This is a genomic window from Novosphingobium sp. RL4, from assembly GCF_035658495.1.
GTDB lineage: Bacteria > Pseudomonadota > Alphaproteobacteria > Sphingomonadales > Sphingomonadaceae > Novosphingobium.
Window position 1 is genome coordinate 1,488,746 of the sequence record NZ_CP141944.1, and the last position, 24,931, is coordinate 1,513,676.

22 protein-coding genes and 1 riboswitch are annotated in these 24,931 nt (G+C 64.5%); of the genes, 16 read left to right on the forward strand and 6 right to left on the reverse strand.

The window, feature by feature from the left end; all coding sequences use genetic code 11:
• Nucleotides 1-583: 583 nt before the first annotated feature.
• Nucleotides 584-1,270, reverse strand: coding sequence for a helix-turn-helix domain-containing protein (locus U9J33_RS07385; RefSeq protein ID WP_324698766.1), 687 nt, complete (start codon nucleotides 1,268-1,270; stop codon nucleotides 584-586).
• Between the two features lie 499 nt (nucleotides 1,271-1,769).
• Between U9J33_RS07385 and U9J33_RS07390 the strand changes: the two genes are divergently transcribed.
• Nucleotides 1,770-2,273: a tyrosine-type recombinase/integrase gene (locus U9J33_RS07390; RefSeq protein WP_324698767.1), complete on the forward strand. Its 504-nt coding sequence runs from the start codon at nucleotides 1,770-1,772 to the stop codon at nucleotides 2,271-2,273.
• A gap of 626 nt (nucleotides 2,274-2,899) precedes the next feature.
• Nucleotides 2,900-3,187, forward strand: coding sequence for a BrnA antitoxin family protein (locus tag U9J33_RS07395; RefSeq protein WP_324698768.1), 288 nt, complete (start codon nucleotides 2,900-2,902; stop codon nucleotides 3,185-3,187).
• A gap of 250 nt (nucleotides 3,188-3,437) precedes the next feature.
• Here U9J33_RS07395 and U9J33_RS07400 read toward each other — a convergent pair whose 3' ends face one another.
• The 3 genes from U9J33_RS07400 to U9J33_RS07410 form a co-directional block, all read right to left on the reverse strand.
• Complete coding sequence (locus tag U9J33_RS07400) at nucleotides 3,438-3,953, reverse strand: SH3 domain-containing protein (RefSeq protein ID WP_324698769.1); 516 nt, start codon at nucleotides 3,951-3,953, stop codon at nucleotides 3,438-3,440.
• Nucleotide 3,954: 1 nt separating this feature from the next.
• Nucleotides 3,955-5,571: a DUF6438 domain-containing protein gene (locus U9J33_RS07405; protein WP_324698770.1), complete on the reverse strand. Its 1,617-nt coding sequence runs from the start codon at nucleotides 5,569-5,571 to the stop codon at nucleotides 3,955-3,957.
• A gap of 268 nt (nucleotides 5,572-5,839) precedes the next feature.
• Nucleotides 5,840-6,169 (reverse strand): hypothetical protein, encoded by a 330-nt coding sequence (locus U9J33_RS07410; RefSeq protein WP_324698771.1) that lies wholly within the window; start codon nucleotides 6,167-6,169, stop codon nucleotides 5,840-5,842.
• 175 nt (nucleotides 6,170-6,344) lie between these two features.
• Nucleotides 6,345-6,454, forward strand: a riboswitch (TPP riboswitch).
• Between the two features lie 47 nt (nucleotides 6,455-6,501).
• Between U9J33_RS07410 and U9J33_RS07415 the strand changes: the two genes are divergently transcribed.
• The 3 genes from U9J33_RS07415 to pnuC all read left to right on the forward strand — a co-directional run bounded on the left by U9J33_RS07415 (nucleotide 6,502) and on the right by pnuC (nucleotide 10,570).
• The gene (locus tag U9J33_RS07415; RefSeq protein ID WP_185998818.1) at nucleotides 6,502-8,832 is read left to right on the forward strand and encodes a TonB-dependent receptor; all 2,331 of its coding nucleotides are present in this window, start codon (nucleotides 6,502-6,504) and stop codon (nucleotides 8,830-8,832) included.
• A gap of 65 nt (nucleotides 8,833-8,897) precedes the next feature.
• Nucleotides 8,898-10,010 (forward strand): phosphotransferase enzyme family protein, encoded by a 1,113-nt coding sequence (locus tag U9J33_RS07420; protein ID WP_324699021.1) that lies wholly within the window; start codon nucleotides 8,898-8,900, stop codon nucleotides 10,008-10,010.
• Nucleotides 10,010-10,570, forward strand: coding sequence for a nicotinamide riboside transporter PnuC (gene pnuC, locus U9J33_RS07425; protein WP_324698772.1), 561 nt, complete (start codon nucleotides 10,010-10,012; stop codon nucleotides 10,568-10,570). The genes U9J33_RS07420 and pnuC overlap by 1 nt, the downstream gene beginning before the upstream one ends.
• Before the next feature lie 284 nt (nucleotides 10,571-10,854).
• Here pnuC and U9J33_RS07430 read toward each other — a convergent pair whose 3' ends face one another.
• On the reverse strand, nucleotides 10,855-12,864 hold the full coding sequence (locus U9J33_RS07430; protein ID WP_324698773.1) for an acyltransferase family protein: 2,010 nt from the start codon (nucleotides 12,862-12,864) through the stop codon (nucleotides 10,855-10,857).
• 436 nt (nucleotides 12,865-13,300) lie between these two features.
• Here U9J33_RS07430 and U9J33_RS07435 point away from each other — a divergent pair, with 436 nt between their 5' ends.
• The 8 genes from U9J33_RS07435 (at nucleotide 13,301) to U9J33_RS07470 (ending at nucleotide 20,822) form a co-directional block, all read left to right on the forward strand.
• A complete protein-coding gene (locus U9J33_RS07435; protein ID WP_054441193.1) occupies nucleotides 13,301-13,972 on the forward strand; it encodes a hydrolase in 672 nt (223 codons plus the stop codon).
• Between the two features lie 126 nt (nucleotides 13,973-14,098).
• Nucleotides 14,099-14,935 carry an alpha/beta hydrolase gene (locus U9J33_RS07440; RefSeq protein WP_324698774.1) on the forward strand — a complete coding sequence of 279 codons (837 nt, stop codon included), beginning with the start codon at nucleotides 14,099-14,101 and terminating at the stop codon, nucleotides 14,933-14,935.
• 25 nt (nucleotides 14,936-14,960) lie between these two features.
• Nucleotides 14,961-15,233 carry a DUF1427 family protein gene (locus tag U9J33_RS07445; RefSeq protein ID WP_054441197.1) on the forward strand — a complete coding sequence of 91 codons (273 nt, stop codon included), beginning with the start codon at nucleotides 14,961-14,963 and terminating at the stop codon, nucleotides 15,231-15,233.
• Between the two features lie 89 nt (nucleotides 15,234-15,322).
• Nucleotides 15,323-17,167 (forward strand): amidohydrolase, encoded by a 1,845-nt coding sequence (locus U9J33_RS07450; protein WP_324698775.1) that lies wholly within the window; start codon nucleotides 15,323-15,325, stop codon nucleotides 17,165-17,167.
• 166 nt (nucleotides 17,168-17,333) lie between these two features.
• Nucleotides 17,334-18,227, forward strand: coding sequence for a glyoxalase (locus U9J33_RS07455; RefSeq protein WP_324698776.1), 894 nt, complete (start codon nucleotides 17,334-17,336; stop codon nucleotides 18,225-18,227).
• Nucleotides 18,228-18,230: 3 nt separating this feature from the next.
• Complete coding sequence (locus U9J33_RS07460; RefSeq protein WP_324698777.1) at nucleotides 18,231-18,659, forward strand: DoxX family protein; 429 nt, start codon at nucleotides 18,231-18,233, stop codon at nucleotides 18,657-18,659.
• Nucleotides 18,652-20,013 carry an alginate export family protein gene (locus tag U9J33_RS07465; protein ID WP_324698779.1) on the forward strand — a complete coding sequence of 454 codons (1,362 nt, stop codon included), beginning with the start codon at nucleotides 18,652-18,654 and terminating at the stop codon, nucleotides 20,011-20,013. Before U9J33_RS07460 ends, U9J33_RS07465 begins: the two co-directional genes overlap by 8 nt.
• Before the next feature lie 104 nt (nucleotides 20,014-20,117).
• On the forward strand, nucleotides 20,118-20,822 hold the full coding sequence (locus tag U9J33_RS07470) for a YoaK family protein (RefSeq protein ID WP_324698781.1): 705 nt from the start codon (nucleotides 20,118-20,120) through the stop codon (nucleotides 20,820-20,822).
• Nucleotides 20,823-20,843: 21 nt separating this feature from the next.
• On the opposite strand, the gene U9J33_RS07475 is transcribed toward U9J33_RS07470, so the two are convergent.
• Nucleotides 20,844-21,527 (reverse strand): response regulator transcription factor, encoded by a 684-nt coding sequence (locus U9J33_RS07475; protein ID WP_324698782.1) that lies wholly within the window; start codon nucleotides 21,525-21,527, stop codon nucleotides 20,844-20,846.
• A gap of 126 nt (nucleotides 21,528-21,653) precedes the next feature.
• Here U9J33_RS07475 and U9J33_RS07480 point away from each other — a divergent pair, with 126 nt between their 5' ends.
• The 3 genes from U9J33_RS07480 to egtD all read left to right on the forward strand — a co-directional run bounded on the left by U9J33_RS07480 (nucleotide 21,654) and on the right by egtD (nucleotide 24,839).
• Entirely contained in the window at nucleotides 21,654-22,319 is a 666-nt protein-coding gene (locus U9J33_RS07480) for a response regulator transcription factor (protein WP_324698783.1), read from the forward strand.
• Between the two features lie 257 nt (nucleotides 22,320-22,576).
• Nucleotides 22,577-23,845: an ergothioneine biosynthesis protein EgtB gene (gene egtB, locus U9J33_RS07485; protein ID WP_324699022.1), complete on the forward strand. Its 1,269-nt coding sequence runs from the start codon at nucleotides 22,577-22,579 to the stop codon at nucleotides 23,843-23,845.
• A gap of 1 nt (nucleotide 23,846) precedes the next feature.
• On the forward strand, nucleotides 23,847-24,839 hold the full coding sequence (egtD, locus tag U9J33_RS07490; RefSeq protein WP_324698784.1) for an L-histidine N(alpha)-methyltransferase: 993 nt from the start codon (nucleotides 23,847-23,849) through the stop codon (nucleotides 24,837-24,839).
• Nucleotides 24,840-24,931: the final 92 nt, after the last annotated feature.

Here is a 24,931-nt window from a genome sequence, read left to right on the forward strand (position 1 = left end):
AATATAAAAGTGACGGAAGGCGGGCGGCCCGGTGTCGGGCGGGTGTAATATTATTTCGCAACCGGTCATGGTGGCGAGGGGAGTAATTGCCTGTCAGGGCCGATTTAAGCCCCGTATAGCACATGCGCCGCAAAGGTCCGCCCCGGGGCGCGCCGGAGCCTGTATCGGCCCTGAGCGAGGCTCCGCGGGCGGCCCTCGGGCATTCCTGCCGCGACCCGTTACCACCCCTAGCCGCGGGCTTTTCCCCCCGCCTCGCCCGCGCACTTTTCGTGTCGTTTTTGATGCGTTTTGCCGAGTTCCGCAAACCGGCCCAGAGCCTAGGCCGACCTCACGATAGCTGGCGAGTATCGCTGATGCGGATTGATGCACCTGGCGGTGCGATTTAGCACCTTCTCCGGGCGTGCCATTTCCGCCTGCACCACGGCCGCTAATTGGCACGGCCGTTGCTCTTGCCCCCCTGATAGCCATGGGCGGCGCAAGCCGCCCCGCACTCCGCTGCCGCTTAGGCTACGAAGGAGGCGGGGAACTTCCCGATAGGTCTGGGGGCAATACAAATTTTACGCCTGAAGGCGCCCTAGCGCCTTCAGTCCTTTCTCTCTTCTGTTCTGGGGGAGGGGTACAATGCCAAGTTGGCACTCGCACTCACCCCAAAAGAAAGGCCGAGCATTTCCTCATGCTCCCGCAGTGCGACAGGGTCGTTCCGGTACATGTGTGCCATGCGATCTGCCATCGATCCGCCCGCGAGCGAGCTTCGTTCGGCGCGCTCGCGGGCTCCGGGGGCTGAGAGAGAACCCGCGATGTTCGCGAGCAGTTTGGCTGTCTTACCGGCGATGCGGGACGGCACTGGGCCTGAGCCTACCAACGTGCGGCTCGTTTCACGCAGTTTGTCGCCGAGCTTTTGGCGCAGCGTGCGGGCGACCTCGATAGGCAGCTTCGCAAGATCGATGAAATAGGCGTTGCTGGTCTGCTGGCGCTTGGGGCCTTCGCCCGGTGCATTGTCGGTTTTCACCGTGCGGCGCACCCAGTTGATCAGGTTCTCTTTGCGGAGAACCTCCAACTGGCGGACCACGGTGCGCCGGGAAAGGCGACTACGCTTGGCGAGACTGTCCAGGCTCGGATCGCAGCGCCCCGTCTTGCCGTCCATGAAGGCGAAGACGGCCTTGAGGACCTGCAATGCGTTCAGCGAGACTGGCAGTGTCTTGCCTGGTTTGCGCACCTGATCGGCGTAGGCAAGCACGGTGTCGCGATAGGCATCGCGGAACTGGAACATGTTCGCGTTGTTCGCGGTGGGTTCCCAGTAAATGGTCGAAACCTGAGCGCGCGAATCGTCGACGTCGTAGCTGCGACGCCATGCGCTTTCACGGCTCCAAGGTCTGAACCGATGATGGCCCGTTGCGCAAATTGAATGGCTGTTGTCAGTGGTGGGGGCGGTTGGAGTTTTGCTCCTAACCCATTGATTTTGCACGACCGAATTTTCCCGGACTTGGGAAAAATATGCTGTAAAAACAGTCTATTGGTAGGGAATCATAATCCGCGTGTCGGGGGTTCGAGTCCCTCCTCCGCTACCATTTCCCATTTTCCGAGACAGTCCAGATTTGTCCGTTGACGTCTCGGGGCATTTTTTTTCAAAATAATTTCAAGCATTTACGGCGTTCGCGGTTATCCGCTGGCGCCCACTCTCGTCCATGCGAGACCGCCCACGTCGATTTGAATTGGGGGTGGAATTGGGGGTATTTTTGGCCGGCACCCCCAACAGGCGATACCCCCAGATGGCCCTCAAGGAACTTGAAGTTAAATACGCGGCGATCCGGAGCCGCGCATATAAGCTGACGGACGGCGGCGGATTGCATCTGTTCGTGCAGCCAAACGGCTCGAAGCTGTGGCGTATGAAGTACCGATTCGGCGGCAAGGAAAAGCTGCTGAGCTTCGGAAAATATCCCGACGTTCCGCTCGCCGCGGCGCGGACCAAGCGTGACGAGGCAAGGGCCAGCCTTGCCGAGGGGCGAGATCCGGGGGCGGTGCAGGCGGAGGAACAGCGGGCAGCAGAGCGTACCTTCGAAAAGGTCGCGCGCGATTGGCACGCCAATCGCGCCAGCGGATTGAATGCCGCCCACGCCCAGCGGGTAATCAGCCGGATGGAAAGGGATGTCTTTCTTGCGATCGGTCACCGTCCTCTCACTGAGATATCCGTCCCCGAGATTCTGGACATGATCAGAAAGATCGAGGCGAGGGGGGGGCTCTCGATATCAGCCGGCGCGCCAACCAATGCGTGAGCCAGGTCTATCGGTTTGCGATCGCCAACGGGTGGGAGCGCGAGAATCCAACTGTTCACCTGCTTGGCGCCTTGAAGCCCCGCCCACGAGTGAAGCACATGGCGCGCGTGCCGCTGCAGGAAGTTCCCGATCTGGTTCGTGCCATCGCTGGGTACGACGGTGAAGATGGAAGCCGGAGGCGTGATCGAGCCAGAGACGCCATGTGTTCACGCTGCTTACTTGGGCCACCGCCGCCGCGTTGCGCTCAAGTTGGGACCGGCCCGTCAGCGCTCGAACCTCAGCCGCAGGGCCGATAACGTGCCCTTTTGACGGCTCGCCGACGGAACCGCGCAAGCCTTTGCTCGACCAGCGCGCTCGCCTCGCCCGCCGCCACGCTGGGCAAGATGTTCAAGAGCCTGTGACGCCTGATGAACTGGAAGATCGATCCCGCCGCCAAAAGCAAATTGTAGTTACTAAAAGCGATTGACCTCCAATCAAATCGTAGCCACAAAAAGCCATGATTGCTGTATGGGATGAACCGAAACGGCAAGCGATCCTCGTCAAGCACGGGATCGACTTTGCCGATGTGGGCGAAGGGTCCTTCCTCTCCGCTCTGGTGATCCCTGCGAAGGATGGACGCTCCTGCCATGACCGACCCGAAACACGCCGCTCCCGGATACACCAGGGCCGATATGGATGCGGTCAGCAATAACCCCGAATTGACAGCCGAGGACTTCGCGAGGGCAATGCCTTTCGCTGAGGCCTTCCCGGACCTCGCAAAGACGATTCGCGCGCGCGGTCCGCAGAAGGCCCCAAAAAAGGTCAGCACCACACTGCGCCTTTCGCCCGAGGTGATCGAGCATTTCAAATCCGGCGGCCCCGGTTGGCAGTCGCGGATCGATGCAGCCCTCAAGGATTGGGTGGCTGCGCACTGAAGCCGATTGGCCCCCCATCCTCCCGGTAGGACGATGACGAGCTGCCGGTCCCGGCTCCCGGGGGAGCCATCGGTGGCTGAACGACCGGCATGGGTCGGTTTTGTGGGGTGTTCGAGCCCCGCCATCAACAGAAGGCGTGGCGTTGGGGCAAGAGGTAATGAAAGTCTACTTCATGCCTCTCCCACGAACAGCTACGAAAGCGGGGACTTCGAGCAGCTTGGGGGAGGGTATTGTCTCGGGAGGGGCGTTGTCACTTATGGCAGACACGATTGACTGAAATGCAGGCGTTGCCGCAGGGCTTTCCCTTTTTGCAGCGTTTGCCGAACCATGAAAATCCACCGCCTGAGCCAGAGTCGTCAGTTGATACTCCTGTCGATGAGGGGCGCGAGGCAAAGGACTGGCGAGTGACAGGTGATGACGAGGAGACATGGTTCGCTGAGATCCACACGCGCCGGGCGTCCTTCATGACCTGGAGCCATTCGCCCGACCGCTTGATGATCTCGACGTTATCGCCGCTGCGGAAGTTTCCCGTGATGTGCCCTTTGGTTGAAGGCGCGTCGCGCGTCCGAAGGGTCGACGCTGAGACATAGACGGTATCGCCGTCATCATAGGCTAGCGCAGCCCCTGCTGGTTCCGTCAGTTCGGCATCCTCGCTGCCTGACGGATCAGGAGATGACAATCCACCTGTGCACTGAACCATGAGGAGCGAGCCCAGGACCAGGCAGAACACGTTCACACGGCGACCGATGGGGAAGCGGCCCGCCATTTCACTGTATCCCATGCGCAGCGAGCCATTCCAAAGTGGCAGGCCAATGACGCCTTTTCGCGGCAGCCAGAAGGGTTCCGTCTGGGTCCTTCACGCGGGGGTTGGCGCCTGCCCGCAACATTGTGAGTGCGATGCGGTCGTCATCCACTGAAAGGACAGGTGTGGTGCCGTCATTGGACTTGGCGTCCAGCTTCGCCCCCGCTTCGATGAGAACTTTCGTCACCGCCAGATCGCTGGTTCCCATGAGCGGAGTCCAGTCCAGGCTATCGCGTCCCTCCAGTGGAACGCCAAGCGTGATCAGGGTGCGCGCCATTGCAGCACGGTCCCGGCTGGAAGCCTTCCCGCAAGCCCCATAGGTTCCGCGAAATATGTGCAGGGCATTCCCGTCATTATCCTGCCCTTTGGGGTCGGCACCGGCATTCACCAGGGCCCGAGCTATCGGGGCGTTGCAGCCGACTCCCTCGGCAAGCAGAGCCGTCAACCGTGCCTTGGGTATCCGTGAAACATAGCCCTGCTTTGCCATCCGGTCGAACAGCTTTTGATCTCCCCTCTCTGCCGCAAATTCGGCGATCAGAACGCCAAGAGCCAGCGAAGAAGGGGAATTATCCTGCGGTCCGGCCTTAATGAGAGCGTCCAAACGAACTCCGGAGGCAAGAGCAGCTCGGACAAGGTCTGTCGGATCATTCCTTCCGAGTGAGGCTTGCGCAAGCCTTATGGCACTTTGAACGAGGTCTGCGCCGGCTTGAGAAGTGAAGTCGAACCGCTGCTGCTTGAGTAGAGCGACAGTACCGCCGTTGCCCCGAATCCACCGATCTGTCTGAGCCAGAGTATCCACGGCATCCTCGAGTTGGGTCATGCTCCGAGGCATGCCGACAGACCGGCCCACGTAATCGACCACCACCTTGGAGGTTGTGCCGACTCTCAGGGTGAGTTCATAGGTCGGACTATCCGTGACGCCGGCCGTGTAATCCGGCTTCATCCCCATGAAGTGCGCATCTCGAAATTTCTGGAACAAGGCGGCAGCCGCTTCAGGCTCGACGTTCGTTTCATGAGGGCCGGGCCAGAGTACATTGTACCCGTTGAATGCACGATGCACGTCGGCGGCGCTTCCGGGAAAGCGAGGATAATTGCTGGAGAAACGGACGCGGCCATCTCCCCTGATCGAAACCTCATAATCGGGGCACGATCCGTAACAGGCGGTCCTTCGCAGCGTAACCTCGGTATCCTGAGGGCTACCTTCCGGGAACGGGACTTTCGGGTCAGGAGCAGTTTCGGCGGCTTCGTAGTTGATCGTTATGAAGCCAACTGCCTGGACAGGATGCCCGTCGAACGACTGAGGCTTGAATGTCCACTTCCGCGCAGCTTCAAGAGCTGGCTTGGGGTCGAGCTTGTAGAAGTTGTCTCCTACCCGAGCGTCGATGACATGGCCTTTCACGTCAATGGTCACCAGGACGCCGACATTGGCTGATCCGTAACCATTGACCGTCTCCGGGCCGGAGAGGCGCTCCGATTGGAGATAGTAGATGCCCACCCTTTCGACCTCGTGCGTCGATCCGGAACAGGCTAAGAGCAGGGACAGTGCCGCTGCTGATCGCCATGCAAGGCCACCCTTCATCATCTCTCCCAAGGTATTGATAGGCGACCATATCACCAGAACTCTGCTTGATAGGCTACCCCTTAAACCGTAGAATACTAAGTTAGAAAATCATCGACTTTACTTGGTGACCGATGATCGTCCGAAAAGGGTTGTGAATTGATGGGGCCGCGGGCGACATCCCGTGGTCGCATTGGAACGATGCTGGGAATGGGTGACTAATTATACAATCATAATTTAGATCAAGTTTTTTAAGTTTTAGTCTGCGGTGAACAGGCATCACTAACCTGCGTTATCGGATTGTTGCGAAATCCAATCCGAAGCGAGGCAGATACTTTCTGAGCCGGTCTGCGTCGTTGGTGCTGTTGCGTCGCGCGCGCGAGGCGGAGAACAGGTGCCGTCCGGCTTCGGACAGGGAGGTACTCTCGCGGCATGTGTCCACGACGTAAGCCAGCTGGACGCGGTCAAAGGGATCGATCTCCTCCAGTCTTTCCGCGTCGAGGAATGCTGCCAGCTTATCCTCATTGCTGGCGTTGCTGACTGACCAGAGGCGCCCAAGTCTGGCGATTTCGTTGTCGACCGTCGCCAGATCGATGCGGCCCTTCGGTGCAAAAGTCGCCATGCGCGTGACGCTGCCGGCCAGATCGAGGCCGTGCGCGGGCGGCGGGATGAAATCGCGGAGGCAAAGAGCCGCAAGACTGTGGATCAGGATCCTCGCGCGTGGACGCCGGTGGGGCGGTAATGGTGTGCCTTGCTCTCAATAACGCTTCCCAGCCCGCATCTGACCGCCTAGAGGCGCCCTATCCCCGGGGGGCCGCTTATGCGCGGCTGAGAGGTGGTCTGCAGACCACGACCCGCTGAACCTGATCCGGTTGACACCGGCGTAGGGAGGGCTGGCGGCAGGTCCGTTGTCCCTCCAGATGGAGTGGACGCGAGAAGATGCCCAGTAAGACGATGCCCATTAATCTGCCCAATTTCCGTAACTTTTCCTGTCTTCGCGGCCTGACCGGCATCGGTGGTGCCGCGCTGGTTCTGCCGGCCTTGCTGGCCGCGCCCGCGGCGATGGCGGAGGCGGCCGACGATGCCGGCCCGTCCGACATCCAGGTGATCGGGCATCCCGATCCCGAGGGGCTGCTGCCGGACCAGACCGCGCCCAAGGCCGTAAGCGCCATTTCGGCGGACTTCATCCTCAAGCAGGCGCCGACGCTCAATGCGTTCCAGCTCGTCAACCTCCTGCCCGGCGCGAACGTGTCTTCGAGCGATCCCTACGGCCTCTCCACCGGTTCCAGCCTGACCCTGCGCGGATTGGGTCAGGACCAGATCGGCGTCGTGATGGAAGGTGCGCCGCAAAACGATATCGGCTATTTCTACGCCTATCCCTCGCAGTTCGCCGATGCCGAGAACGTGCGGCAGATCGCGCTGGCGCAAGGGGCCGCCGATATCGACGCGCCCGTCGTCGCCGCGGCGGGCGGGCTGCTATCGCTGACGCTCGACGATCCGAAATCGGAGCTGGGCGGCCTCGTCAATCTTTCTGCCGGTTCCTACGATGCCCGCCGCGTTTTCGTGCGGCTGGACACCGGCACGCTGGGGGCGAGCGGGCTCAAGGCCTTCGTCTCCTATTCGAACAACCGCGCGGACAACTGGCGGGGCGCCGGATACGACAAGCGCCAGCATATCGATGCGAAGCTGCTGCGCGAATGGGGCGACGGGAACCGCGCCAGCATCTCCTTCTCGTACAACGACGCCAAGACATCGAGCTATCCGAGCCCCACGCTGGCCGACTGGAAAGCCTCCGGCCGCGATTTCAACTACGATCGGCAGTACACCGAGGGCAATACCAACTACTGGAGGCTCTACCGCGCGCCGTTCCGCAACTTCTACGTGGCGGCGCCGGTTCATCTGAAGCTGGGCGATCGCCTGGCGTTCGACAGTTCGGCCTATCTCCAGCTCGGCCACGGCAATGCGCCTTACGGCACGCAGCTTGCCACGACCGGCAATTTTCTCGGCACCGAGGAATTGACCCAGCCGATCGCGCTGCCCGGCGCGGTGGACGGGGTGGCCACCGTGCTTGGCAACTGGACCGGCAAGCAGCTTCGCGTCGGCGATGTCAGCAAGCTTACGCTTCAGGCGGGCGCCCACACGCTCACCGCCGGGCTCTGGTTCGATTACGGGACCGACCGTGTTACCCAGTCCTACACCTCGATCGGCGCCGATGGGCATCCGGTGGACCAGTGGGGCTATCAGGACAAGGCGATCCGCACGGCCGACGGCCGCCTGCTGGCTTACGAGAATGCGCGGACCGTCACCGTCACCAAAGGCTTCTTCCTGGCCGACAGCATCGCGGTTTCGCCGCGCCTGAGCGTCGACCTGGGCTTCAAGGGCGTGGACGTGCTGCGCAACGGCCGCAATTACCTGCCCGGCCCACAGTCGAAAGTGCGCGCCGACAGCTTCGCCGCGCTGCCCCGCGCCGCGGTGCATTACAAGCTGGACGACCGGCAGCAGCTTTTCGCCAACATCACGACGAGCTTCCGCACCCCGAACGAGTTCGCGCTCTACAACAGCTATTACGGCGGCGAACTCGTCAGCCAGGGGAGCGGGGATCTCAAGAACGAATATTCGGTCTCCGAGGAGCTGGGCTATCGCTACATCGGCCCCAGCCTGTCCTTCTCGCTCACCGCCTTCCACTATCACTTCCGCAACCGCCAGGTGGCGACCGTGATCGACAGCGGCGGCGCGCTCGTCAATTCGACGATCAATGGGGGCAGCCAGACCTCCTACGGACTGGACGGCGAGATCGATTATCGCCCGGCGAGGGGCGTCAGCGTCTATCTCTCGGGCGAATACCTGCACACGCGCCTGAACGACGACCTGGCCATCGGCGGCGATTATCTGCCGACCAAGGGCAAGCGCGCGGTATCCAGCCCCGAGTTCCAGTTCGCCATGGGCACCACTTATGACGACGGCCGCCTGTTCGGCAGCAGCGCGCTCAAGTACGTCGGCCGCCAGTACGCCACCTTCATGAATGACGAGAGCATCAAGGGCTATGCCACGCTCGACTTGTCCGTGGGCGTCCATCTTGCCGGGCTGATCGACGCGCAGCGGATGGACCTGCGGCTCAATGCGATCAACGTGACCAACCCGCATGTGCTGTCGGGCGTCTATTCGATCACGCCCAATGCGCTGGATACGACGGGGCGCGGCGGCACCGTCATTTCGGGCTCGTCGCCGGCCTATTACGTCGGAAGCGGGCGCGCCTTCGTGGCGACGCTTTCGCGCGCCTTCTGACCGTGAGCGGCGCGGTGCCCCGTCTCGTGTCCGGCCGCACCGAACCCGGCCACATGGTGCATGGGATGGGCACCGCGCTGGAGGCACCGACCTGGCCCGCCATCACGCATGGCGAGGCCGAGGCGATCCTGGCCCGGTTCCCTTCCGCCGGACGGCGGCTGGCGGCGCTGCACTGGCATTCGCCGCGACCGTTCTCGGCAGGGGCTCTGGTCGAGACCGAACGGGGATCGTTCTTCCTCAAGCGCCATCACCAGTCGCTCCGCACGCCGGAGGGGCTGGATGAAGAGCATGGTTTCATGGCGCATCTGCGGGCCGGCGGCGTGCCGGTGCCGGAGGTCGTGCCGGCGGAGGGGGGCGGCGGGGCCGTCACCCGGGGTGACTGGACATACGAAGTTCACGCAAGGTCGCCGGGCCGGGATATTTACCGCGACAGGCTGTCATGGACGCCGTTCCTTTCGCACCGTCACGCCTTCGAGGCGGGCGTGGCGCTGGCGCGGTTGCACCGTGCCTCAGAAGGTTACGCGGCGCCGGATCGCGCGGCGCATCCGCTTGTCGCCAGCTTCACCATCCTGCCCTCCCGCGATCCGCTGGCGGCGGCGGCGGACTATGTCGCCGCCCGTCCGGCGCTGGCCGGATTTCTTGAGGACAAGCCCTGGCGGCAGGAACTCGCGCGCCTTTTCGCCGCGCTGGGCACCGGGCTGCCCGAGCGTCTGGCCCGGCATCCGCGGCTCTGGACCCATAACGACTGGCACCCCTCGAACCTTCTCTGGAGCGAGGACGGCGCGGTGCGCACCGTGTTCGATTTCGGGCTGGCGGCGCGGACCTCGGCGCACCACGATCTCGCCACCGCGATCGAGCGCACCGCCATTCCGTGGCTGGACCTTGCGGAAGGGCGGGGCGACGGACCCGCCGATTCGGCAGCGGCGCTGGCGCTGCTTGCCGGCTACCGCACGGTGCTGCCGCTCACCCGCAGTGATGTGGAGACGGTCGTCCGCCTGCTGCCGCTCGTCCATATCGAATTCGCGCTTTCGGAAGTGGACTATTTCGCGGGCATCCTGCGCGATGGCGCTCAGGCGAAGCTCGCATGGCAGGGCTATCTCGTGGACCATGCCGACTGGTTCCTCTCCCCGCCGGGGCGGGACTTCCTGAACCAACTCGAAAGCGGGGACGCGGCCTGATGTCGGCACTCGAAATCGTTGCCGTCGTCGTCAGCTTCCTGGCAATCTGGCTCACCGCGAAGCGCTGGCTGCTGTGCTGGCCAACGAGCCTGCTGGCCTGTGCGCTCTACTTCAAGCTGTTCCTCGACGTGCGGCTCTATGCCGACATGGTGCTGCAGGCGCTGTTCGGCGTGGCCATCGTCTATGGCTGGATCGTCTGGACCAAAGGGAAGGGCGATGCCGGGGAAGTCATGGTGAAGCCGCTGCTTCCCCTGCAGGCATGGGCGGGACTGGCGGCGGGCGCGGCGGGCGCCGTCGCCATCGGCTGGTTCACCAGCCGCTATACCGACGCGGCGCTGCCGTGGATGGATTCCGCCCTGAGCAGCTTCAGTCTCGTGGCCCAATACTGGACCGCGCGGCGACACGCGGCGAGCTGGCTGCTGTGGATTGCGGTGGACATCCTTTACGTGGGCATGTTCGCCTTCAAGGGGCTGTGGCTCACGGCGGGCCTCTATGCGGCGATGATCGCCCTTGCCGTACTGGGCTATCGCCGCTGGCAGGAGGCCCGGAGTGCGAACTAGCGGGCCGCCCGTGAAACCCTTGTGTACCCTTGGTCTGCATAGTAAGCGCCGCGTTTACGTTGTCGGGGGGCGACATGAGAAAAGGGTGGGGCCACGCGGTTCTTGCGTGGCTGAAACGATGCATCGGTGAATCGAACTTCTGCCCGGACAGGATTCCGGGCTGTTCGGTAGAAACGCCATGCTGCGACTGCGAGGAACTGGTCCGCTACAACGCCTTGTAGGCGGACCCTTCCGATCCGGGCTCCGGCCCGTTCAGGCCTTCTATCCTGCAGCTTCGCAGCCGCTCATGACCTCAGGTCGCGCAGCGGGATCGATGTCGCTTCACGGGCGCTGCCGCGTTCGGTGACGTGGTGCTCGTCCGCGTAGAGCGGCAGGCCACGGTCATCGGCCGGGCATAGGCCGCCCCGGCACATGACGGGCAGGGGGTCGATCAGCCGAACGTTGTCATGCCGCGCGGCGATATCCTCGAACATGGTGGTCAGCGCCAGTCGTCGGCGGCGGACGTCGGTTTCCCGGACGGAGCAGTCCTCCGCGCTTTTGCCGCGCCACAGCGAACGGGCCACGCACTTGCGGGCATTGTCCGGGAAGCTGGGGGCCTGTTCGACCAGCAGCACTTCCTTGCCCGCCGCGCCGAACCGGGAGATCACCCGTTCGAGCGAGCGCTGCAGCACCGCCTTGGTCTGTTCCGGTCCGGCAACGCGTTCCTGTTCGTCGAGCAGGAATTTCGAGGTGATGGCCTCGTTGCTGCCGGGAGCGCTGTCATTCACGAAGCGTGCCCAGCGCCCGGCGATGACGACGGTCTTTACATGCGGATTGGACCTGATCGCCTCGAAGATCATTTCGTTGAACCGGCGGCAACTGTCGTCGGCAACGAGGGTGCCGTCGGTTTCGAGCGTGCCGGGCAGCGGCGAGCAGGAGCTTTTCACGGCCGTGCGCAGGGGGATTCCGGCCTGTTCGGTCGCCTTGGTGAAGCCGAATCCGAGAGCGCGGGCGTGCGAATCTCCCCACAGCACGACTGTCGACCTGTCATCCTCGGCAATGCCTTTCGCGCAGTTCTCTATACCTTTCGAACCACCGAGCGCGCAGCCGATTTCGGGGGTGAAGGGTTTGGGGGAGAACTCGGTCGCCAGCAGGGCGGGCTGCGGCAGTCGGCCGGGCAGGCCGCGCGTGACGATCAGCGGCGCGGAGGCCAGGCCGATCGCGAGCAGCGCCAGCGCGCCGAACGCGACGACGCGGCGCTGGACGATGCGGGTGTCGATATTCGTGCTGCTGCGCTGGCGGAAGGGCGCTTCCACATAGCGCAGGCTGAGGTAGGACAGGACGAAGCTGGCCGCCACCAGCAGCGCGCCTTCGACGGGCGAGGGCGCCGCACCGCGCTGGAGCCAGAAGAAGGCGATGATCGGCCAGTGCCAGAGATAGAGCGAATAGGAGAGCTTGCCCACGAAGACCATCGGGCCGCTGCCCAGTAGCCGGGCCACCACGTTGTCCTGTTCGGCATTGGCCAGCAGGAGCAGCGCCGTGCCCACGCAGACCGGCAGCGCGGAAAGGCCGGGGAACAGCGTTGCCCCGGTATAAGTCAGCATGGGAACCAGCACGAGGCCGAGACCGGCGAGGGCGGCTGCAAGGCGCAAGGCGGGGTTCGGAATGCGCAGGGATGGAACGACCGCCAGCACCGCGCCCAGAAGCAGTTCCCATGCCCGGGTGGGGAACATGTAGAAGGCGAAGTTCGGCGATTTGTGGACGATGAATTCAGAGAGGCCGAAGGAGATGACGATCGCGGCCACGATCGCCGGCAGGAACCAGCGGCGAAGCGGCTTAAGCGTGAACAGGGCCACGACCAGCGGCCAGAAGATGTAGAACTGCTCCTCCACCGCCAGCGACCAGGAGTGCAGCAACGGGCTCTCGTAAGGCGCCGGCCCGAAATAGTTGAGCTGCGACCAGAACCAGATGTTCGACGAGAACAGGGCCACGCTTACCGCGGATTTCCCGAGGGCGAGGAGTTCGCCGGGAAGCATGACGAACGTGCCGTAGGCCAGAGTCGCCATGGTAACGGCCAGCAGTGCGGGCAGAATACGCCGGATGCGGCGGTCGTAAAAGGCCAGCAGGCTGAACTTCTGCTCGTTCGCATCCTTGAGAAGGCCGCTGGTAATCAGAAACCCGGAAATGACGAAGAAGATGTCGACACCGACGAAGCCGCCCGAAAAAGGCGGAAGTTCGGCATGATACAGCACGACGGGCAGTACCGCGATCGTTCGTAGCCCATCGATATCGCGCCGGTACCTGATGTGGCTCATCGATATTCGCCCCTCGTCAATTCGAATTCTGGCAGAACTGCGCTTACAGAATTGAAACAGCAGCCGGCCGCACCGGACTACGTTGCGATGCAATGCAAGTCTAGGCGGCGCGGACATATTCCGTCGCCGCGCCTTCTTGAATTGGCGGCTTTGGGCTGCGGCCGTGGCCATGCGGAATTCTTCCACGCCGCCCGGCCTGGGAAAAGCCGCTCCGTTCGGCCCGGACCATACCAATGGTTGGCTTAGAATTCCGGCACGACCGAGGCAAAAGTGCTGCGCGTGGTGGGCGGGCGTTCGGCTGTACCGCCAGGCCATGCAGGTCTGCCTCGGGCAGGCTTTTCAAGTTTATCGAACAATAATGGTCATTTTATCCAGCTTCACTGCAAGCGAAAATGACGCGAAAACAGCTTCACCAGACAACGACAGGAGCTTCCCAATGACCAAGACCGCCACGCCGACCGCCACTGCAACCCCCGGCAAGTCGCTGATCTCGCCTGACAATCATGCGCTTGTCCTGATCGACTTCCAGTCGCAGATGGCCTTCGCAACCAAGTCGATCTCGGCCGAACTGCTCCGCAACAACGCCGCGCTGATTTCGCGCGGGGCCAAGTCCTTCGACGTTCCCACCATCCTGACCACGGTTGCCGAGAAGAGCTTCTCCGGCCCGATGTTCGACGAGATCACCGAAGCCTTCGAAGGTCAGGCCATGCTCGACCGGACCAGCATGAACACCTGGGAAGACGAAGGCGTGATCGCCGAAATCAACCGCATCGCCCGCCCACGCATCGTCTTCGCCGGGCTGTGGACCTCGGTCTGCATCGTCGGCCCGGTTGCCTCGGCCATCGACCAGGGCTTCGAAGCCTATGTCATCACCGATGCCTGCGGCGATATTTCCACCGAGGCGCACGAACGGGCCGTGGAACGCATGATCCAGCTTGGCGCGGTGCCGATGACCTCGCTCCAGTACCTGCTCGAACTGCAGCGCGACTGGGCCCGTACCGAGACCTACGACAGCACCACCGGAATCGCCAAGAAGTGGGGCGGTGCCTACGGTATCGGCATCAATTACGCGAAGACCATGTTCGGCGCGTCCGAGGGCGCTCACTGATTTGAGTTCGTGATCCTTCGACAGGCTCAGGATGGGCGGAAACAGCCCTCTCAGTTCCAGCTCCGCTCAGGCTGAGCTTGTCGAAGCCGCTGCATAGACAACCCAACCCACCGAAGGATCAGCATCATGGCATATGTCACCACCAAGGACGGCGTCGAAATCTTCTTCAAGGACTGGGGCCCGAAGGATGCCCAGCCGATCGTCTTCCACCACGGCTGGCCGCTCTCGTCGGACGACTGGGATACGCAGATGCTGTTCTTCCTCTCCAAGGGCTACCGCGTCGTCGCCCATGACCGCCGCGGCCATGGCCGTTCCGAGCAGGTCAGCGATGGTCATGACATGGCCCACTACGCCGCCGACGCCTCCGCCGTGGCAGAGCATCTCGACCTCAGGAACGCGGTCCACATCGGCCACTCGACCGGCGGCGGCGAAGTCGCGGCCTATGTCGCCCGCTACGGCATTCCGCAGGGCCGCGTCGCCAAGGCCGTGCTGGTGAGCGCCGTCCCCCCGATCATGCTCAAGACGCAGGCCTATCCCGGCGGCCTTCCCATCGAGGTGTTCGACGGCCTGCGCGCCGGGCTTGCCGCCAACCGCGCGCAGTTCTTCCGCGATGTGGCCGCAGGTCCCTTCTACGGCTTCAACCGCGATGGCGCCGAAGTTTCCGTGCCGGTGATCGACAACTGGTGGCGCCAGGGCATGATGGGCAGCGCCAAGGCCCATTACGAAGGCATCAAGGCCTTCTCGGAAACCGACCAGACCGACGATCTCAAGGCGATCACGGTGCCCACGCTGGTGCTTCACGGCGATGACGACCAGGTCGTGCCTTACAAGAACGCCGGTGTGCTCCAGGCCGAGATCCTGCTGGACGCCACGCTCAAGATCTATCCCGGCTTCCCGCACGGCATGCTGACCACGCACGCCGACGTGATCAACCCCGACCTGCTCGCTTTCGTGCAGGCCTGAACCAAGACGCCGGGGAGCCTCCACGATGAAAGCCTACCTTCTCTCGATCGCTGCCGGGTTGCTGGTGGGTATCGTCTACAGTCTCCTCGGCGTGCGTTCGCCGGCCCCGCCAATGATCGCGTTGCTCGGGCTTCTGGGCATCCTGCTGGGCGAGCAGATCGTACCGCTGGCGAAGAGGATCTGGGCGGACGATGAAATCGCCCACTTCGTCCAGACGGACTGCCGCAAGCACGTCCTCGGCCGCCTGCCGGGAGACAAGTTCCCCTGCCGCACCGCCGACCACAAGGCGGAAGCGTGATCACCCGCCGCCAGACACTTGCCGGAGCGGCTGCCACGTCGCTCCTGCCCACATTACTCTCGCAAACCGCACGTTCCAAGGAAGCCGTCATGACCGACACGATCATCGTCAACGCCAGGATCACCACGCTGGACCGGGAGAACCCGCAAGCCGAAGCCGTGGCGATCCGCGACGGCAAGTTCCTGACCGTGGGCAGCGAGCAGGAAGTGCGCGCCGCCGCTCCCGAAGCGACGGTTATCGATGCCAGGGGGCACCGCCTGATCCCAGGCCTGATCGACAGCCACATGCACATCATCCGCGGCGGGCTGAACTTCAACATGGAGCTGCGCTGGGACGGCGTGACCAGCCTGTCCGAAGCGATGGCGATGCTGAAGAAGCAGGTCGACAACACGCCCGCCCCGCAGTGGGTTCGCGTGGTCGGCGGCTTCACCGAGCACCAGTTCGCCGAAAAGCGCCTGCCGACCATCGCGGAACTGAACGCGGTGGCGCCCGATACGCCGGTGTTCATCCTCCACCTCTACGACCGTGCGCTGCTGAACGCCGCTGCCTTGCGTGTCGTCGGCTATACCAAGGACACGCCGAACCCGCCGGGCGGCGAGATCGTGCGCGATGCGAATGGCAACCCCACTGGCCTGCTGCTGGCCCAGCCCAACGCGACGATCCTCTATTCCACGCTGGCGAAGGGACCGAAGCTTCCGCCCGAATACCAGATCAACTCCACCCGCCACTTCATGCGCGAAGTCAACGCGCTGGGCGTGACCGGGGTGATCGATGCGGGGGGCGGTTTCCAGAACTATCCCGACGATTACGACATCATCGAAAAGCTCCACGCCGACGACCAGCTGACCGTGCGCATCAGCTACAACCTCTTCACGCAGAAGCCGAAAGAGGAACTGGCGGACTTTTCGGGCTGGGTGAAGCAGGTCAGCCCCGGACAGGGCGACGACACCTACCGGCATAACGGCGCGGGCGAGATGCTGGTCTATTCCGCCGCCGACTTCGAGGACTTCCGCGTCGAACGCCCCGACATGCCGCCCAGCATGGAAGGCGATCTGGAACCCGTCATCCGCCTGCTTGCCGAGCACCGCTGGCCCTGGCGCCTTCACGCGACTTATGACGAGACGATCGGCCGTGCGCTCGACGTCTACGAGAAGGTCAACCGCGACATCCCGCTCGAAGGCATCAACTGGTTCTTCGACCATGCCGAGACCATTTCGGATCGCAATATCGACCGTATCGCCGCGCTCGGCGGGGGCATCGCGGTGCAGCACCGCATGGCCTATCAGGGCGAGGATTTCGTCGAGCGCTACGGCGCCAAGGCGGCCGAACGCACCCCGCCGATTGCCCGGATGCTGGCTGCCGGCATCCCCGTGGGCGGCGGCACCGACGCCACCCGCGTCGCCAGCTACAACCCCTGGGTCTCGCTTTCGTGGCTCGTCACCGGACGCACCGTGGGCGGCCTCTCGCTCTATCGCGGCGACAACCGCGTCAGCCGCGAAAAGGCGCTGCGCATGTGGACGCACGAGAACACCTGGTTCTCGAACGAAGTGGGCAAGAAGGGCCAGATCAAGGCGGGCCAGCTGGCCGACCTCGCGCTGCTTTCCGACGACTACTTCAGCGTCCCCGATAACGAGATCGTCCACATCCGCTCGATCCTGACGCTGCTGGGCGGCAAGGTGGTGCACGGCGAGGGCGACTATCGCCCGCTCGCGCCGCAGCTGCCGCGCCCGATGCCGGACTGGTCGCCGGTCGCCACCTTCGGCGGCTATTACCAGACGCCGGAAGCCAAGCAGAAGCTGGCCTCTGCCTGCGGCTGCGCCAGTTCCTGCGGCGTCCACGGGCACGACCATGCCGCCGCGCTCGGCGCCAATGTTCCCGCCGCCGATGTCCAGACTTTCTGGGGCTCGCTCGGCTGCGGTTGCTGGGCGGTCTGATCCGGTGCGGCCCCTCCGGGCGAGGAGGGGCCGCATTCACGGCTTTTCCATAATTTCGAACATTCCAGTCTAGATTATTCGGATCGATGGATAGCCGACGGCCCCCTACACCGGGCCTGCACCATCGACCGAGCGGCACTGTCCCTCTCCCATCGGAGCCACAGACATGAAGCACTTCACCCTGATCATCGCGGCCGCCCTGGTGGCCGCGAGCCCCGCAGTCACGCCTGCCTTCGCCGCTCCCGCAGCCGACTACGCCGTCGGCGCGCAGTACGACACCACCCATGTCTACGTGCCGCAGGACCAGTTCGACACGTTCGTTTCCAGCTTCGTCGCCACCTTCGGCGGCACCACCAGCAAGCAGGGCGAATTCCAGGTGACGCCGACGAAAAGCCTCACCAAGTCGCAGCTTGTGCTGACGCCTGCGGGCACCGTCTCGGTCTTCGGCTTCAAGACGCCGATCCCCGTTCCCTTCGGCGACGAGCGCACCGGCTATCTGGTGACCGACCTCGATGCGGCGGTGAAGTCTGCCCGCAGCCACGGGGCGGTGCGCCGTCTGGAGACCTTCCCCGATCCCATCGGCCGGGATTCGGTGATCCAGTGGCCGGGCGGCGTGAACATGCAGCTCTACTGGCACACCGCCAAGCCGAACTACAAGGCGCTTGAGACGGTCCCGGAAAACCGCGTCTATCTGACCGCCGATGCCGCCGACAGCTTCATCAAGGGCTGGACCGGCTTCGCCCACGGCAAGATCACCGCCGATGACAAGGCCGCCAATGGCGCCGAGATCGGCGAGCCCGGCAAGACCATCCGCCGCGTGTCGATCACCAGCGGCTATGGCAAGATGGTGGTCTACGTTTCGGACGGCCAGCTACCCTGGCCCTATGGCCGCGACATGACCGGCTATGCGGTGAGCGACCTCAATGCCACGCTCGCCAGGGCTTCGGCGGCAGGCGCGGAAACGCTGGTCGCGCCTTACAGCACAGGCAAGCGCCAGGCCGCCATCGTGCGCTTCCCCGGCGGCTACATCGCCGAGATCCACTCCGGTGAGGTTGACTGAACCATGTCCGGCACCGGTACGCCCAAATTCGTCGCCTCGGTGCTGGATTTCGCGCCGACGGGCTTTCTTGCCCGCCTCCTGCTGGTGGGCGCCTATCTCGTCGGCGGGCTCACCAAGCTCACCGACTGGCAGGGCGCCGTGGCGGAGCAGGCCCACTTCGGCCTGACCCCGCCCGCGCTCTGGGCGGCGCTCACCATTGCGGTGGAGCTCGTCGGCCCGCTGCTGATCCTGACGAACCGCCTGGTCTGGCTGGGCGCGGGCATGCTGGGCGTGTTCACGTTCTTCGCCGCGACGGTCGCCAATGCCTTCTGGGCCATGCCCGCCGGACCCGAGCGCTTCGGGGCGACGAATGCCTTCTTCGAACACATGGGCCTCGTCGGCGGGTTCATTCTCGTGGCCATCCTAGCCTCCCGGGCGAAGCGACGTGCCTAGGCTGGCCCCGCTTGCGGCGCTTGCCGCAACCCTTCTCCCCCATCTTGCCCATGCCGAACCCACCGAGGCCTGGCAGGCCCCGACCCTCTCGATCACCCGCTACGACGAGGACTGGTCCGACCTTGCCGACGCCGAAAAGCGCGCGCACCACTGGACCGGGCCGTTCAAGTACATCCCGATCAGCGATGACGTCTGGCTCTCCACCGGCATCGAACTGCGCGTGAGGAACGAGAACCTCGAAAACAACCTCTGGGGCGGGGCGGATGCGCCGAACGACAGCTACGTCTGGCTGCGCGCGCTGCCCTATGCGGACCTGCATGTCGGCAAAGTGCGTGCCTTCGTGCAGCCGATCGCCTCGACATCGGCCAGCGTCGCGCCTTCGCCGGGCCCGGTGGACGGCACCGGCATCGACCTGCTGCAAGGCTTCGTCGAGGCTGACCTCGGCCCCGTAACCCTGCGCGGCGGGCGGCAGATGCTCTCGCTCGGCACCGAACGGCTGATCGGCACCCGCTACGGTCCCAACGTGCCGCTCGCCTTCGATGGCCTGCGTGCGGACGTGACGCTGGGCGCCGCGAAAGTCAGCCTGCTGGCGGTCAGGCCCGTGCAGGCCCGCCGGGGCGACTTCGACGATCGCACTTCGCCCGACAAGTCGCTCTGGGGCGCCTATGCCGCGCTGCCGGGACTGGATCTCTACTATCTCGGCTATCGTAACCAAGCCGCCCACTGGGGCACGCGCGGGGGCACCGAAACCCGCCACAGTCTTGGCGCGCGCTGGCACGGCAGCCGCGACGACTGGCACTGGAACGTCGAGGGCGTCTATCAGTTCGGCCGTTTCGCGGATGGCCCGATCTCGGCCTGGACGCTGGGCACCGAACTCGGCCGCGCCTTCCCGGAAGCACCGCTCGCCCCCGACCTTACCGTTCGCGTCAATGTGGTGAGCGGGGACAAGGACAAGGCCGACAATCGCCTCGGCACGTTCAACGCGATGTTCCCCAAGGGCAAATACTTCGGCGAGCTTTCGCCGGTCGGCCCCTACAACATCGTCAACGCCTATTCCTCGCTGGGCCTGCAACTTGCCCCGGATATCTCGGCCAGCCTTGCTGCCATGGCCTACTGGCGCGCCTCGTGCGGGGACGGCATCTACGACATTCCCGGCAACCTGATCCGCGACGCGGGAGACAGCCGCGCGAAATTCGTCGGCAAGGAAGTGGAAGCGACGCTGGCCTGGCAGGCGACGGCGGAGCTCGAACTCTCCGCCTCGCTTTCCGCCTTCGCGCCGGGAGCCTTCATCCGCGAGACCGGCTCCGCCAGGACGATCCATATGCTCGGTCTCGAAAGCAATTTCCGGTTCTGATCGGCATTTCAGTTTCATCGAACAAACCGGACGATCTTATTCGGATACCTGAGATAGCAGCCCCGACCTAGACCACCGGCATCCCCCCCATCCCGGAGATCGACATGACCGCAACACCCGCCGCTTCCCCCATCAAGTCCACCCTGCCGCGCCTGCTGTTGCTGCTTTCCGCCACCACCGGTCTGGTCGATGCGGCTTCGGTGCTGGGTCTCGGCAAGGTCTTTACCGCCAACATGACCGGCAACGTCGTGTTCCTCGGCTTCGCGGCGGCGGGAACGCCCGGTTTCAAGGTTGTGCCGGCGGTCATGGCGCTGCTGGCCTTCATGGTGGGCGCCTTTGGGGCGGGACGCCTTGCCCGCGCCCATGTGGACCTGCCGCTGCGCCGCTGGCTGCTCTGGGCCGCCGTGGTCGAAGCCGCGCTGCTGTGGATCGCTGCCGCCATTTCCACCAGGATCGACATCGCCGCGCAGGCGCCGGAGATCGCGGTGCTTTCGGTGATCGTGCTGACCGGTTTCGCCATGGGTCTGCGCAATGCGACCGTGCGCTCGCTCAAGGTGCCCGACCTGACCACCACCGTATTGACGCTGACGATCACCGGCATCGCCGCCGATCAGGTGGGAGGACGCTCTCCCAATTTCCTGCGCCGCTTCGCCGCCGTGCTTTCGATCTTCCTCGGCGCCGCCGTGGGTGCCACGCTGCTGCTCCATGTCGGACTGGCGGTTCCGCTGATCCTGGCCGGTGCCATCGTGCTGGGTGCAACGCTGCTGTTTGCCCGCGATCCGGCCTCCGCCGCGCCGCACAGGCCCTGAGCGAATGCGCCTGTCTACCGGCTAAAGCTCGATCAGGCCGTTTCGCACGGCAATCGCCACGGCATGGGTGCGATCCATCGCCCCCAGCCGCGCGAAGATCGCCTTCATATATCCCTTCACCGTCTCTTCCGAGAGAGAGAGCCGGCCGGCGATCTGCTTGTTGGAGTTGCCCGCCGCCGCCAGTTCCAGCACGTCGCTTTCGCGAGCGGTGAGGTGAGGGGGGCTTTCGGAGGCGGCCTGTCTCGAACCGTCCGCGCTGACCAGACCGGCGTCGAAATGCATCTCGCCCCGGTGAATGCAGCGGATGGCGTCGAGAAGTTCGGTCCGCAGGCTGTTCTTGAGCAGATAGCCTGCGGCGCCCGCCTTGAGCGCGCGCAGGGCCCGGCCGTCACCCGAATAGGTCGTCAGCACCAGCACGCGGGCCTGCGGAAATTCCGCAAGGATGCGCGCCATCGCGGTCAGCCCGTCGATGCCCGGCATCTGGAGATCCAGCAGCATGACGTCGGGGCGAAGCTCGCGGTAGAGCGCCACGGCGGCCTCGCCGTCCTCTCCCATGCCGATCAGTGCCATGTCGTGCTGCGTGCCCAGCACCGCCATGACGCCGTCGCGCAGCAGCGGATGATCGTCGATCACGAGCACGCGGATCGGCGCTTCCGGGGCTGTTGCCGGTGCGGAGGTGGTTTCGCCAGAAGCGGGCATGTCCATGGGGAGACCCTGAGCGCGATGGCCGGATTAGGCAATTCCCCCCGAATGGGGGGATTGCCCGATATGTGCACTTGGAGGCATTTTTGTGCATCGCAAAAAACCGGAGGTCTCGCCTTGCCCCCCCAGGTGGTTCCCCAACCCGTCACCCCCGCCACGCCCGCCTCGATTGCCGACAGGGCATCGGGCACGGTCCTGATCGTCGATGACGATCCCGAAATGCGCTCGGCGCTGGGCAGCCTGCTGCGTGTGGAAGGGTTTTGCCCGCAGGGGTTCGCATCCTCGCAGGCCGTGCTGGATGCGCCGCTTCCCGACCGCGAATGCTGCCTCATCGCCGACGTGCGCCTGCCGGGCATCGGCGGGCTCGAACTGTACGAGCAGCTCAAGCGGCGGGGCGACGAGATCCCGGTCGTGTTCATGACCGGCCATCCCGACGTGGCGCTATCGGTGCGGGCGATGAAGGCGGGGGCGATGGATTTCCTGCCCAAGCCCTTTGGCGACCAGCAGATGATCGATGCCGTCGATGCAGCGCTCGCGTTCGACCGGGACAGGCGGGAACTGACCCATCGCCACCGCGCGGTCGCGGAACGCTTCGCGGCCCTCACAGGGCGCGAACGGCAAGTGATGGAAGGCGTGGTGCGGGGCCTGATGAACAAGCAGATCGCCTGGGAGCTGGAGATCAGCGAGATCACCGTGAAGCTCCACCGCTCCAGCCTGATGAAGAAGATGCAGCTCCGCTCCGTCCCAGACCTCGTCCGTGCCTCGCAAGTGATCGAGGCCCGATCGGCCGCCTGATATCGGGCACCCGACATCGGCACAGGCCTGCTTCCATAGCCGCTCGGCGCACGCGGGCGCGTTTCCGGCGGCCTTTTTCGCGCTGCCCGGAACCTCGGAGCCGCCCGCGCACTACCTAGCCATACTTTCGTCTCATTCAGCGGACCGTCGCGGCGCGATAGCATCCGGGGATGGCGGGCGAGGGCGAAGCGTGCCCACGCGGGTAGCGAGAAGGAGAGGCCATGGCGCACCGGCCAAGCAATGCGGACCTGCATCCCATGCCCGATGGGGGACCTGACGACGACATCCACGCCATTGCTGCAAGGTACGCCGCGACCCGGCATCTCAGCCGCGAGCTCGTGCTGGGGCTGAACGAGGCGGACGCGGCGGTGCAGTCCATGCCGGATGCCTCGCCCGCCAAGTGGCATCTGGCGCATACGACGTGGTTCTTCGAGACTTTCCTGCTGCGCGATCACGTTCCCGGCTACCGCCTGTTCGACCCGCGCTGGCCGTTCCTGTTCAACAGCTATTACGAAGCCGAGGGCGAGCGGATGGCGCGGCCCGAACGCGGCCTGCTGACCCGGCCCGCCCTGGCCGAGGTCATGGCCTATCGCGAGCATGTCGACACGGCGATGCGCGCGGCGCTGCCGGAGCTTCTGGCGCGGCATGGCGACCTGATCGAGCTGGGCATCCAGCACGAGCAACAGCATCAGGAACTGCTGCTGACCGATATCAAGCACTTGTTCTCCCGCAATCCGCTCGGCCCGGCCTATGCATCCGCATCCGCTTCCCGGGCCACGCCGGACGGGGGGGCTCTGCGCTGGATCGAAGGGCAGGAAGGGCTGGCCCGGATCGGCAGTCTGGAGGACGATCCATTCGCCTTCGACAACGAAACGCCCCGGCACCCCGCATGGCTGGCTCCCCATGCACTGGCCAGTCGGCCGGTGACCAATGGTGAATGGGCGGAATTCATTCGCGACAATGGCTACGGCACCGCCGCGCTCTGGCTTTCCGACGGCTGGGACTGGACCCGGCGCGAAGGGATCGCGGCGCCGCTCTATTGGCGGGGCGGCAGCGATGAATGGGAGCATTTCACGCTTGGCGGCTGGCTTCCCGTCGATCCCGATGCGCCGGTCGCGCATGTCTCGTTCTATGAAGCCGATGCTTTCGCGGCATGGGCGGGCGCCCGCCTGCCTACCGAGCAGGAATGGGAAGCGGCCGCGCATGGCCGCGATCCGCGCGGCGGCGTGCAACTGGACACCGCAGGCGCGGTCATGCCCCGTGCCGAAGCGCCGGCGGGAGATTTCGCCTCGCTGTTCGGGAACGTCTGGGAATGGACCGGCTCGGCCTATCGCCCGTGGCCCGGCTATCGCCCGGCGGCGGGCGCCGTGGGCGAGTACAACGGCAAGTTCATGTCGGGCCAGTTCGTCCTCAAGGGCGGCAGCTGCGCCACCCCGCGCGGCCACATGCGTGCGTCCTACCGCAATTTCTTCCATCCTCACCAGCGCTGGCAGTTCACCGGCCTGCGCCTTGCCAGGAGTCTCTGAGATGTTCACGGCCCCCCGGAGCGACGAGATCTTTACCGAACAGCGCCTTACTCCCCGGACGTTCCAGCCCGATCCTGCCTTTCGCGAAGATGTGCTGAACGGGCTGGAGCAGGCAGGCAAGGCGATCCCGGCGCGCTGGTTCTACGACATGCGCGGATCGCAGCTTTTCGAGGCGATCACCCAGGTTCCGGAATATTACCCCACCCGCACCGAAACCGCGCTGCTTCACGCCCATGTGGCGGCGGTCGCGGAAAGGCTTGGCGCCGATGCCACGGTGGTGGAGTTCGGCTCGGGCAGTTCGATCAAGACCCGCATCCTGCTCAAGGCGCTGCCCCGCGCGACATATGTGCCGATCGACATCTGCGGCGAGTTCCTCGACGAGGCCTGCCTGGCGCTGCAGGGGCTGTTTCCCGCGCTGCGGATCGTGCCGGTGGAGGCCGATTTCATGAACCCGGTGTCCTTGCCGCTGCGGCGCGAGGGCAGGGCGATGCTCGGGTTCTTCCCGGGATCGACGATCGGCAACCTCACGCCTTTCGCCGCCGTGGACCTGCTGCGTTCGATGCGCGAGACGCTGGGCGAGCAGGCGCATCTCCTGATCGGGATCGATCGAGTCAAGGACCCGGCGCGACTGGTATCGGCTTATGACGACGCGGGCGGGGTGACGGCGCTGTTCAACCTCAACCTCCTCCAGCGCATCAACCGCGAGCTTGGGGGCACTATCCCGGTCGGCGAATTCCGCCATGTCGCGCGCTGGAACGAGGATGCCAGCCGGATCGAGATGCACTTGCAGGCGCGCCGGGCGATCCGTTTCGAGGTGGCGGGACAAGGCTTCCACATGGAAAGCGGCGAGACTATCCATACCGAGAATTGCCACAAGTACCGCCCCGGAGAACTCCGCCTGCTGCTCGCCGCCAGCGGATGGGGCGAGGTGGAGCACTGGAGCGATGCCGGGGGCGACTTCTCGCTGGTGCTGGCGCAAGGGGGCGGTGACTGAGGCGGGCCTCCCGCTACCGTGCAGGGCCTCTGCCATAACAACAAGGCATGGCTGAGTGCGATGGCGGCGCTTCAATCCGCGCTGCCTTGGTA